Annotated in this window: 9 protein-coding genes; 4 read left to right on the top strand and 5 right to left on the bottom strand. The window is 38.5% G+C overall.

Features of this window, described 5'->3' with window-relative positions; all coding sequences use genetic code 11:
- Positions 1-82 precede the first annotated feature (82 nt).
- A complete protein-coding gene (locus ACN0TV_RS01615; protein WP_417359450.1) occupies positions 83-664 on the top strand; it encodes an RNA polymerase sigma-70 factor in 582 nt (193 codons plus the stop codon).
- 195 nt (positions 665-859) lie between these two features.
- Here ACN0TV_RS01615 and ACN0TV_RS01610 read toward each other — a convergent pair whose 3' ends face one another.
- Positions 860-1,237 (bottom strand): hypothetical protein, encoded by a 378-nt coding sequence (locus ACN0TV_RS01610; protein ID WP_417359448.1) that lies wholly within the window; start codon positions 1,235-1,237, stop codon positions 860-862.
- 118 nt (positions 1,238-1,355) lie between these two features.
- Between ACN0TV_RS01610 and ACN0TV_RS01605 the strand changes: the two genes are divergently transcribed.
- From ACN0TV_RS01605 to ACN0TV_RS01595, 3 genes are all read left to right on the top strand, one after another.
- The gene (locus tag ACN0TV_RS01605; protein ID WP_417359446.1) at positions 1,356-2,024 is read left to right on the top strand and encodes an RNA polymerase sigma factor; all 669 of its coding nucleotides are present in this window, start codon (positions 1,356-1,358) and stop codon (positions 2,022-2,024) included.
- 275 nt (positions 2,025-2,299) lie between these two features.
- On the top strand, positions 2,300-2,554 hold the full coding sequence (locus ACN0TV_RS01600; RefSeq protein ID WP_417359444.1) for a DUF6364 family protein: 255 nt from the start codon (positions 2,300-2,302) through the stop codon (positions 2,552-2,554).
- Complete coding sequence (locus ACN0TV_RS01595; protein WP_417359442.1) at positions 2,544-2,975, top strand: type II toxin-antitoxin system VapC family toxin; 432 nt, start codon at positions 2,544-2,546, stop codon at positions 2,973-2,975. The genes ACN0TV_RS01600 and ACN0TV_RS01595 overlap by 11 nt, the downstream gene beginning before the upstream one ends.
- Before the next feature lie 171 nt (positions 2,976-3,146).
- Here the strand turns inward: ACN0TV_RS01595 and ACN0TV_RS01590 are convergent, their stop codons facing one another.
- The 4 genes from ACN0TV_RS01590 to ACN0TV_RS01575 all read right to left on the bottom strand — a co-directional run bounded on the left by ACN0TV_RS01590 (position 3,147) and on the right by ACN0TV_RS01575 (position 12,283).
- Positions 3,147-5,018 carry a right-handed parallel beta-helix repeat-containing protein gene (locus tag ACN0TV_RS01590; RefSeq protein WP_417359440.1) on the bottom strand — a complete coding sequence of 624 codons (1,872 nt, stop codon included), beginning with the start codon at positions 5,016-5,018 and terminating at the stop codon, positions 3,147-3,149.
- Positions 5,019-5,198: 180 nt separating this feature from the next.
- Positions 5,199-7,604, bottom strand: coding sequence for a glycosyl hydrolase family 95 catalytic domain-containing protein (locus ACN0TV_RS01585; RefSeq protein ID WP_417359438.1), 2,406 nt, complete (start codon positions 7,602-7,604; stop codon positions 5,199-5,201).
- Between the two features lie 37 nt (positions 7,605-7,641).
- Entirely contained in the window at positions 7,642-9,111 is a 1,470-nt protein-coding gene (locus ACN0TV_RS01580) for a RagB/SusD family nutrient uptake outer membrane protein (RefSeq protein ID WP_417359435.1), read from the bottom strand.
- A 10-nt stretch (positions 9,112-9,121) separates the two neighbouring features.
- Entirely contained in the window at positions 9,122-12,283 is a 3,162-nt protein-coding gene (locus ACN0TV_RS01575) for a SusC/RagA family TonB-linked outer membrane protein (protein ID WP_417359433.1), read from the bottom strand.
- Positions 12,284-12,621 lie beyond the last annotated feature (338 nt).

Here is a 12,621-nt window from a genome sequence, read left to right as displayed (position 1 = left end):
TAATAGTTTGCAGGATTATTTTGCCGATTTCGTATTAAATCCATGCAATTAATCCTATTTTTAAGCACTTAATCGATAATCCATGGATTTAACAGACAACGCTATTTTGGTTCAGCAGTTAAAAAATGGTAATGAAACAGCATACCTGTATTTGCTAAACACCTACCATAGAAGACTGCATGCGTATGCGCTGTCACTGGTTTGTGATCAAGACATGGCACAGGATATGGTACAAAATGTGTTCTTAAAAACTTGGGATTTTCGTAATCGTCTGGATGAAGCCTATTCGATTCAGAGCTTCTTGTTTAAATCCGTCTATAATGAGTCTATAAACTATATCCAAAAGCATAGGGCTAGGATGGTATTGCAGGAAAAATATGTAGCGTCTTTGGGAGAAATTATGGATCAATCCACCAATGATTCCTTTGATAAAATGCTTGCTATCGTTGATAAGGAAATCAGCCATCTACCAGAAAAGTGTAAACAGGTTTTTATCCTCAGTAAAAAAGAGGGACTCACCAATCAGGAAATTGCGGAACATTTAAGTGTTTCTGTAAAAACGGTAGAAGCTCAGATCACCAAAGCCTTCTCGGTATTAAGAGCAAAGTTGGGTGAAAAATACAAGGCTGTATTTATGTTTTTTCATCTGTTTCACATAAATTAAGGATTCACTTTAAGTTGATGATAGAATACTTTTAAAGCAGAAAAATGAGATACCCTAGCAGGATACCCCATTTTTCTTTCATGTCAAACCAACCTTTATCTTATCGCTTCTTGAGCGTAATTCATGTTGTTGCATTAAACTTTATAGTGCGTAATCGCAATAAATGTATCCTAAATGAAACATAAGATAGATTGCTTAAGCAGTTTTACTTTTTTCTTCAGCTAATTTTGCTAATGAAAATGCAGCGATGGCCATTACTAAATCTCTAACGGCAACATCTACATAAGTCCAACTAAATATTAAAGTAAGTGCAATGGCTACCAGCCATGCCGAGACCACATAGGCTCCTAGTTTTGTTCTCGTTAAAACTAAAAATCCGGCAACGATTTCTATGATACCCACGATCATCATAAATGTGGTAGGTTCAAAAGGAAGCATAGCTGCAAATCCATCAGAGATGTATTGAGTCCATTGGGTTAGAATGTTGGTGAATTTGTCTAATCCTGCTACAATAGGTACCAGACCAAAGGTGTACTTAAGGATGTTTTTTACGAGTTGAACATTTGAATTCATGATTATAATTTTTTGGTTATTTAAAACGTGTTACTCCTTTTTGATTGTAAATGGGCAAAAAGGATACAAAATTTTGTAACTTATTTCACAGTTTCCTATCTAAAGTAAAAGACACACCATGGAAGCAATACCAATCAACGATGTTAAAAATCACAAGCTGGAAGAAAACGAAATCATTAAACGCATTTTAACCGGAGAGAAGGAGCTTTATGAGATTCTGGTAAAGCGTAACAACCAAAAGCTCTACAGAATCGTCAGGAGCTATTTAAAGGATGAAGCAGAGATTGAAGACATTATGCAAGACACCTATGTCAAGGCCTTCACGAAACTGTATCTCTTTAAATTGCAATCTCAGTTTTCCACTTGGCTTATCCGTATAGGTATTAATGAATCTTTAGCTAGACTGAAAGATAAGGGAAGAATTTATGAGTTAAATACTTCTTCTGATCATTTAAGCAACACCATTTTAGAAATTCCGGATAGCAGGCAATTAAATCCACAGGAGAAGATGATACGCAGCGAAGCAAAACAATTATTAGAAAATGCTATTGACAGCTTAGACCTCAAGTACAGGACTGTCTACGTTATGAAAGAGGTGGAAGAAATGAGTTTAAAAGAAATTGCGATCGCTTTGGATCTGACCGTAGCTAATGTTAAGATACGTCTGCACCGGTCAAAAGATATGCTTAAAGAAAAACTCTACCAGGTGGTCAATGACAAACAAGTCTTTGAATTTGGTTTCAGTAGATGTGATCGTATCACTGAAAATGTCATGAAGCGAATTTAGCCACCGGTCAGTTCACGATTGGTTAGAACGTGAAGAAAGCGGATTTATTGGAGATTTTGACCCGAAACAAAACCTAGGTGAATTATTTCGACTACATTTCTGAGTAAAACAAATATCACATAGGTAATTATGCGATCAATGATTTTAATGATGTCTGGCCGCATACGTTTCACAAATGTCTCAAAGAGCAACCCGACAAGTCCGGAGCCCTAATACCGCAACCCTAAACACGTATATTAAAATTAAACACGTTCCTTTGTTGAAAAGAAAATATTATGAACACTAAATTAACTTTGACAATAGAAAAGGAGGTTATCAAAATTGCAAAGGAATATGCAAAGGAAAAAGGGCAAAGCATCTCTGAAATGGTCGAGAACTATTTCAAGTTTGTAACTGTAGAAAGAGTAAAAATCAAGGAAAAGCAACTTTCTCCAAAAGTTCGAAAACTTAGGGGAATTATTAAAACCGATAACAATTTTGACTACAAGCAAGTTTTAACCGAAGAACTTTCAAAAAAATATGGAATATAAACTTTTTGTAGATTCGGATGTAGTCATTGACTTTTTCACAGACAGAGAACCTCATGCGAACCCGGCAAGTGAAATTTTTGAGCTTAATGAACAAGGAAATGTAAAACTGTATTTGTCTGCTATCAGCATTAATAACATTTACTATATCGTTAGAAGGCTTTTAGGACACAAAAAAACGATTGAAGTTGTTGAGTTATTAACTGAAATGACAGAAATTGTTGGGACGACCAAAAAGGAAATTATCCAAGCTTTAAAAAACAATTTCTCGGCTTATGAAGATTCTGTTCAATATTCGTCTGCATTGACAATTAAAGATTTGGATGTAATAATTACTAGATATATAAAAGATTATAGAAATTCATCAATCGCTGTAATGACACCTTTGAATTTTCTGAAAATGAGAAAAAAAGTGAGTAAATGACAAAACGTTCCCTTGTTCGGAGCTACCAAAAATATGGAGGTAATAATGACTTAAACCGCATTATTACCTTTTCCCTTTTGAATATTTTTATCGATGACTCGTTCCAAAGAATTAAAATTCCATTTAATCGTTCATTCCCCAAGTGTTTTATACAGCATAATAACAATTGTTTTACTCCATTTTATGAACACTTTCAATTAATTTAAAAGGCCTTTTAGGTCTGTACTTTAATTGTCCTTTTTGCATATGCTCTAACTGTATGTTTTTTTCTGAAAACTGTGTATCGAATTGATTGTTTACAATATCTACATTAGCACAATGCTCTAAGAAAAACATGGGCTTTTCGCTCAAAGGAAAATCTTTGGTAGCTTGACCTGTAATGTGATTATTTTCAAAAGTTAATTTTTTTGTTGCTCTGGCAAAGAGTAGCGGTGGTGCGAATAGGGAAAATTCATTATCTGTAATATGAATATTGGAATGTACATACCTATCTTCTGCAAACTCTTTTGCTTCAGGCATAATTGCTATAGGGTAAGTATTTGGAAAAGAATTATAGCCGCACTCGACGAATTTGTTATTACGGATGGTTACATCTGTAACAGGTCCGGACTCATACCAGGAATTCGCATCATCTGCAATCAATATAGCATGCATTCCGGTTCTGAAAAAGGTATTGTTTTCAATCAGTACTTTTTTTCGGGTTGTCATCAGAATACCTCGAGTATTGGTATGTTCAAATCGGTTATTTCTAATGGTCACCTTAGGAGTTTTTGTGAGATTCTCCACAACATGTCCTTCTCTTAATTCTTCAGAAACAGGGCGATCTAGGGTGAGTTCCAGTTCTCTTGGATTAATTTTGGAAACCTTCTTTATTTTGGCAAAATCATAAACAATTAGAGTCTTGTTATTCACAAGACCAATGGAGTCTCCCGGCTCAAAAGCCATCAAATTCCAGGTTTGATGATGCATAAATCGAACTTTAATGGTATTGTCCTTATGCGATATCACTCGAAGATGCGTGCCGTGGACATTAATACCGTCATCATGAGATCCTGAAAACAAACTGTTTTCTACTGTAATTTCACCGTAACACCCTGAGAAATGTAAGAAATCAGCAAAGGCTGCAATAGTACGTCCGGAATCATCTCTAGGTTTTCCGATAAAATTATCAATATGAATATTTTTTGAGAACTGGCTTACCATTCCCATACCGTGCATATAATGTATCTGGATATTTTTAAAAGATATATCATTTGAAAAATGATTTAATATCCCTAAATAATCTCTATAAACATCACGAAAGGTCAGTATATCTCCTACTCGATATTTAACGTTAGAAAAGTCCCCGGTGTACCTTAAGGTATTTGGGGCAATTTCAGCGGCCTTTCCATTGGCTAAAAATGTGTAATCGCCATAATACATCGTCTCTAAAGAAGGGCGATAAATTATTAAGTGCATATTGGCTTTTTTGGCCTTCCACCCCTGCCCATACCAACTAACTTTATCTTCTTCCATCCAGTACTTGGAATCTTTATGTACGCGCACTGTAATAGCATTATCATTCAATTCTAATACCTCCATCTCAGACATCGTTGGTCTTTCATAGTCAAACTGGAGATCTTTTACCTTAATTCCACTACTGTTGTCAATGGCCAGGTGTACCATTTTTCCATGAATCATGACAAGGGTATTATTCCCTTCCAGGGTGATATTATGCATATTATCAAGTAAAATACCAACCGACTTCACCTTAGTTAAACTGTCTGCCTCTGTGGTGTTGGACACAAAGTATTCCTTACTTCTGGTGCCTTGAGGCCATAAATCTATTCGACCCCCGGGAAAGCGGATCACTGCGTTTTTTTCTTTCTTTGCATCCGCTATTGCTCGCACTAGCGCATGAGAAGCATTTTCAAAGGAATTGGGTACAATACCGTAATCTTTGAGGTCTATGATTGTTTGAGCTTTTAACTCAGAACCTGCTGTTAAAAATAAAATGAGCACGATCCAAATTAAAGGGTAGCTGTAAACAGAATTCGTCTTCATAACTTTTTGGATTAATAATGTTGGACTTGTTGTTTCAAGCTTCAATTTGATTGAACATGTATACAAGTTGAGCTTCAATCTTAGAGCTGGGTTGTATGTTGCTCTGTTCAAAACAGAAGCAATTGGAATAGCATATAAAAACACTATACGCTATTCCAATACTTCAATATTGAATTTTCTTTAGAGTACCGTAAAAAACCGAACTTGATCTCCTTGCTCAAGGTCAAGGGTGATAAATTTTGCATCAATTGCGATTCGTTGTTTTGGCTTATTACTTATGGTATAACTCTTAATGGTATGCGGTATTTTAATCTTAAAAGTGTTTTTTGTTGTAGCCCTGAGCCGAGCACTGACCACCTCACCCTTTTCCCATGACACCTCTACTTCACCTCCACCTCGGACTCGCAAACCGTTATAACTGCCATTCCCCCATGCCCTGGGGAGTGCCGGTAGAAAATTAATAAACCCCTCATGGCTTTGAATTAACATCTCAGCGATACCGGCGGTACCACCGAAATTTCCATCAATTTGAAAGGGTGGATGGGCGCAAAATAAATTCGGATAGGTTCCACCGCCATCGGTCATATTAAATCCGGTTTCAGTTACGGGCTTGAGCAAATCGCCAAACAGCTTATACGCCCGTTCTCCATCGCCAAGTCGCGCCCAGAGGTTAATTTTCCAAGCTAATGACCAGCCCGTACTCACATCACCCCTCTTGATTAAGGTTTTCTCTGCTGCTCGGGCCAACTCAGGAGTTTTGCTAAGGCTGATTTCATTACCCGGATAAAGTCCCCAAAGATGTGAAACATGGCGATGATGCGGTTCCGGTTCCTGATATTCTTTAATCCACTCCATCAGACGTCCTTCACTTGAGATTTGGTTAGGAGGTAGTTTTACAATATCGCGCTCTAGCTCTTTTCTGAACTCTTTGTCGGTGTTTAAGATCTCAGAAGCCGTAATTACATTTTGGAATAGGGCTCTTATAATCTGATTGTCCACTGTTGGAGCAATAGTCACATGAGCGGTTTTCCCATTAGGCAATCGAAATGAATTTTCCGGAGAATTAGAGGGTGCTGTTACCAGCCAGTCCTTTTCAGGATACTCAATCAAGGTACTGTTGTAAAATTGTGCGGAACCCTTTAAAATAGGATACACTTTCTCTAGGTATTGCCTGTCTTGTGTAAATACATAATGCCTCCACAACATTTGGGAGAGCCATCCTGAACCGGAATTAGTTGCTCCCCATGAGGGGTGTTCTCCCGGAGAAGTATAGCCCCAAATATTTGTAATCACGTGCGCCACCCAGCCATCTCCATTGTAATAGGTTTTTGCAGTTTTTTCCCCAGGCTCGACAAGACCTTTTATTAACTCGTAATAGGGCTCGTTCAGCATGGGAAGATTGGCAACATTTAAAGGCCAATGGTTCATTTGAATATTTACGTCTAAATGATAGTCACCATTCCAAGGAGTTTGCAAGGTATTGGCCCACAACCCCTGTAGGTTGGGAGGCAACAAGCCCGGTCGGGTACTTGAAATTGCCAAATAACGACCAAACTGAAAGTACAGTTCTGCCAGTCCGGGATCATTTTTAGTTTGCGCAAATTGTGCAAGACGCTTTATTATCGGCAGAGCTTCAGCTTTGGGATTTGTTCCCAGATCTAAGGTAGCTCTGTCAAACATGTTTTTGTAAAACTCAATATGCTTTTGCTTTACCTTTTTATACGCCTTTTTTGCAACTACGTCCAGCACCTCAGTTACGGTGTTCTCAAATTCTGAATCCTTGTAATCGGTGGCTGCAGAAATTAATATCAAGGCTGAATTTGCACCTTCAAGTTCGAGAGAGCTCGTTGTAGCTTCTAAGGCTCCTCCTTCGGGAATAACTCTTAGGTTTACCGCATATTTCATTCCCTTTCCGTCTGTACCGTTATTCAATTGCCCACGCATTTGAAGTTCCTTCCCTTTGGTTGTCGTGGTGAACCTTTCAGGCCTGTCCAAGTGCAGATCAAATGAAATATTTCCCGGCTGACTTGCGGTCAGCTTAATGAGGATCACATCATCTGAAAAGCTGGTGATGTATTCCCTTTTATAGGTTACACCGTTAATCTCAAAGCTGGTGGAGGCTACTGCATTGGAAATATCTAACTCACGGCTATAGTTTTCGACCTTTTCCGGTAAGTCGTAATCCAAATGAAGGTTTCCTAAAATTTGATAACTACCATAAGGCACATTCGCACCATTTCCTTGACCACTACCGGCACCTTTGCTCACAAATGTTTTATACATCAGAGCTTCGGCTTCACTGTTTTTACCCGCAAATAGTAATCTTCGTATTTCGGGAAGGTGTTTAATGGCATTTGGATCATCAGCATCCTGTGGCCCGCCGGACCACAGCGTAATCTCGTTCAATACGAGCTTCTCTTGTGATATTCCTCCATCGGGCATAAGCCCTAAACGACCATTGCCCAGTGGTATTGACTCTTCCCACATTTCGGCTGGGCGCTCGTACCGGAGTTTTAAATTATCCTGAGCAAAGCCTATTTGAAAAAGAGAAATGGCAAATAATAATGTATTTATTTGTATTTTCATTTTCTACATTTTTGTTTCAATATACATTCCAATGAATCTATAAATAATCCGGATTTTGTTCCAATACACCCTGACTTTTATCGATTTCAGTTTGAGGTAACGGCCACAAGTAAAAACGATCTTCAAAGTGGTACGAGAGCACACCGTCGGTTACATTATTTAAAACCTCATCGGCAATTCTCCAACGCTTCAGATCGTAATAGCGCATTCCTTCAAAAGCAAATTCTATTCGTCGCTCGTGCCGTATTTGCGCTCTCATCTCTTCCTTGTTCAGTCCATCCGCAAGTCCTTGCAGATCTGCGCGTTCTCTTATGGCATCCACAGCATCAATAACAGATTGATCAGGCCCCACAATTTCGTTCTGCGCCTCAGCATAAGATAACAATACCTCAGCATAACGCAACATCACCCAGTCTTGCTGGCTTTGGGTAGAATACCCGTAAGGCATCAAACCAGGGCTCAAGAATTTTTTAAGACCATAACCGGTAGGATCATCATTGGAAGGAGAATGAATATTCCCATTGATATCGATGATATCTTCAAAAATGGATTTCTCATATCGCAAATCGCCTTCTTCAAAATCATCAACTAAGTTTTGAAGCGGGCTGACAACCAACCAGTCTCCATACCACTGATCCATTGGTGTTGAATTATCCGGTGCCAAAAATTTAATAGAAAACATAATCTCCCCACTATCTTCTTGTGTACCGTCTCTAAACACATTCTCAAAAGTTGGATCAAGCGAATAGCCTGAATTCATGATTTCTAAGGCCAGATCCCTTGCCTGCGTTAAAATCTCAGTGTTTGGTGAACCGGTCTGATCATAGGCCGTATACATAAGCACACGTAATTTTAAAGCCTGCGCCGATGTCTTTACCGCATGACCCGCATTGTCCGGATAAAGCGATTGTGATAGATTGGCAATCGCAAAATCAATATCAGACAAACTTTGATTCAATACTTCTTGGGCAGGGGATTTGGGTTGAATTTGATTTTCCAAATTAAGGGGCTCGGTGGTTATTGGAACAGCACCATAGCTAAAATATAAAAGATAATAGTAGTACCCTCGAATAAATTTAGCTTCAGCTTCGTATTTAGATTTAGTTTCTGCGTTTATATCTGTCCCCTGATAATTAGCGAGCTGCTTTAGAAATATATTCACGCGAGTGATCCCGTTATAACAGGTATCATACATATCAGTGATGTATCCACCGGTAGCAGGTGAAATGTTTCCCTGTACAAAAGTCTGACTTCCCCAGTAATTATGTTGCCCGTAAGCATTATCTGTAAGTACATCCCAGTTCGGCATTCCATAAGAAATTATCCCTCCTCCACCTTGAGTACTCGAGTACACAGCTGCTAAAGCCATGTCAAAATCTGATTTTGATTTCCAAAACTCAGAAGAAGATAATTTATCTAAAGGATTCTTGTCTAAAAAATCAGTTTCACAACTTCCCATTCCAAGGACGATGAAAACCAAAAAACTATAAATGATATATTTTTTCATAATACGCGCTTTAAAATATGATATTCAGACCAAGTGAATAAACTTTATTTTGTGGATAGTTTAGGAAATTCCCACTACCACCCCTTTCAGGATCAAGGCCAAAATAATTTGTGAATGTTAATAAGTTATCCCCTGAAACATACAAACGTAGTTTCTTAATGTTCAACCGCTGAATCACTTCATCAGGAAGGCTATATCCCAATGTGATGTTTTTTAAACGTAAATATGAAGCGTCCTGCAGATAATAGCTCGAATTTCTTCGAATTTTATCAGGAGCATTAAACCCCCAGTAAATTTTAGGCATTGTTGTCGAAGGATTCTCCTCTGTCCATCTGTCTCTCCAATGTGTAGTCGGAGGCGATCCCTGAACAAAAGGTTGAATCCCCCAATTGTTTACGAAAATTTTTCTACCTTCAACTCCTTGGAAGAAGAACGAAAAATCAAAATTCTTCCAACTGGAACTAAAGTTGAATGAATATTCAAAATCAGGATATTGCCCGTCTAAATAGGTTCGGTCATCATCATTAATCACCCCATCCCCATTTTGATCTTTAAACCGCAGATCCCCGGGTTGTGTATTGTCATTATATTGTTTTGGTGCGGCATCCACCTCAGCCTGGGTTTGAAATATGCCATCCCATTCCAACATATAGAAAGTATTCCAAGGCCGGCCTTCTTCATTAACTACCGTACCTGAGATTTCCTGAGCTCCAAAATCAACTAGTTCATTCTTGAACTTATCGACATAAAAGCTGGCATTATATGACAAGCCTTCAAAAACTCCGGACTGCACGATATTTCTGTATTGCAGACTTAGCTCTAAGCCTGTGTTTTCCATCGTCCCGCTATTTACTGTCGGTGCATTCAGACCAACAATCCCGGTTAATTGGGAACCTCTTAAAATATCTGTGGTTGTTTTCTTATACCAATCAAAGGTAATATCCAGTCCCCTAAAGGCTGTTATATCAATACCGATATCTGTGATTTTGGTAGTCTCCCACATTATATTTTGATTGGAAAGCGCTAATTGCGCAGCACCTGAAGTCAGATTGGTATTATCAAAGGGATAGTTCCCGGTAAATGCAAGGATGTCTTGATAAGGATAGTCTCCTATATTTTGATTTCCCAACTCACCGTAAGATCCTCGTATTTTCAAATTATTTAGCCAATTTATATTTGCATTTTGAATAAAAGGCTCTTCTGTAACTCTCCAACCTGCTGAAACTGAAGGGAATGCCCCCCAGCGCTTATCTTGGTGCAAACGTGAAGTCCCATCATATCGCAAGTTGAACTCTACAAGATATCGTTGTTTAAAGTCATAGCCCAATCGACCGAAAAAAGATTGTAACGCCCATTCGTAGGTCGAACCGTATGCATTTTGTATTGCAGGGCTTCCTGCATCGAGTTCGGTCAGGTTATTCCCGGCATAATCTCGCCTATAACCTTGGAGATATTGGTTTTCGTTATATTCCTGACTATACCCAATTTGAGCGGTAAGGTTATGATGTTCTGCTAAAGTTTCTTCGAATTTTAAATACGAAAAAAGGTTTGTATAGATATTCTGGCCATCATTAACTGTTAATCCACTGCCTCCAACATCGAGATTAGTTGCAAATTCTCCACTATGGAAATTATAAAGCGGGACTTGCGGTCTCCAGTCTTTCCATTTTTCAAAATCTGCTACAATAGCCACTTTAGTGTACCAGTTCAGGTTATCTGTAAAGTTTATATCCACCCATCCTTGAGCATTCACGGTATAATCAACCGTATTTCTTAGGGCGTTATTCTCCACAATGGCAACCGGATTCTTATTATTAGCCTCAAAATCATACGCCTTATATGAGTAGCGTCCATCCGCTAATCGCGGTGAGTAGGTCGGTGCCTGAGACAGGGTAGAAAGAAACAAATCTGAAGCCCCTTGTCTGGGTGCACTTCGATCTCCTTTTTTCAATGCAAGATTGGTCCCGAATTTAATATTATCATTGATCTGTGAACCAAAATTAAAACGAACGTTGTAGCGCTGATAGTCAAATCCTATCATCACACCTGGTTGGTCAACATAACCAAGAGATAAATTATAATTAGTATCTCCTTTGGTACCGTTGATACTCAAATGGTGGGATTGTACAAAAGCAGGGTTAAAGACTGTATCCATCCAATCAGCATTTGGATACCTCACGCGATCTGTCGCATTGCGATACAAGTCTATTTCAGATTGGGGATATAAGCCCGAAGTAATTCCGGTGTTTTGCTTGGCCTCATTCCATAGCTCCATGTATTCAGCTGAATTGGTAATAAGATCAAATAGTTTGGTTGGTGTATGAATTGATGTGTTCAAGTTATACTCCACATTAACACCCTCACCTTTACCCTTTTTTGTGGTCACTAAAATAACTCCATTTGCCGCACGTGATCCATAAATAGAGGCTGAAGCTGCATCCTTAAGCACTGATACATTCTCTATATTATTAGGATCAATACTATTTAGACTTCCTTCAACTCCATCGATCAGCACCAAAGGGTTTGAACCGGCTCCACTAAAGGTACCTTGCCCACGTATTCTCACTGACAGGCCTTCATTACCGGGTTCTCCCGAATTCTGTACTACTCTAAGACCCGGAACCTGACCCTGTAGCATGGAAGCAGAATTCGTCACCGGACGTCGATTAAGTGTCTCTCCGTCAACAGAACTCACTGCTCCCGTAAGATTAACCTTCTTTTGTGTACCATAACCGACCACAACAACCTCATCTAAAGCTTGTGTTTCTACATCAAGCTTTATAGAAATTGTGGTCTGTCCATTAACTTGTATTTCCTGTGTCGCAAAACCAATATAGCTCACCACCAAAGTAGCTTCCTTGGAAACCTCAATGGAATAATTCCCGTCGAAATCGGTCATCACACCATTAGTGCTACCTTTTTCCAATATATTCACTCCCGGAATAGGCATGCTCGTTCCGGCTTCCGAAACGGTACCTGTTACTGTAATTGTTTCCTGCTGTGTGGATATTTGAATTGGTTGAATGCTCTTGCGAGATAACCGTGGGCTATCTGTAGCTGCATGAGCATTAGCAAGGGCTACCAATACTAAAACTGCTGCAAGTTTTAGTCCTAATCCGTCCTTATAAAGCCTTCCGGAATCGGAAAGCTTAGTGAAAACATAATTTTTCATATTTTTGTTTAGATTTAGTGATTGAACATACTCTCATTTTAAATCAAATATTATAACCGGGAAATGCGCCAACATCTTCCGGTTTTTTTGATTTTGAATTAAATTTTAACTCATAGGCGTTTTAAGTTTTATTGATTCGTTTGTTTGCTTATCTATACTCACTATGAAACTATAGTGCTTTCGTTTCCTTTAACTTTTATGGCTAAAGTATTGTAATATTTAACTAATATCTACCACATTATTAACTGAACCTGATATTTTTTTTGCATCTTACTAGAAATTGTAGCATTATTTTGTCAATTTGAATTTAATTTAATTAATTTTTTGTCAAATATTAA

Source organism: Galbibacter sp. (assembly GCF_048266365.1).
Lineage (GTDB): Bacteria > Bacteroidota > Bacteroidia > Flavobacteriales > Flavobacteriaceae > Galbibacter.
Note: the sequence above shows the minus strand (reverse complement) of the source record. Positions and strands in the feature narration are given on the sequence as shown.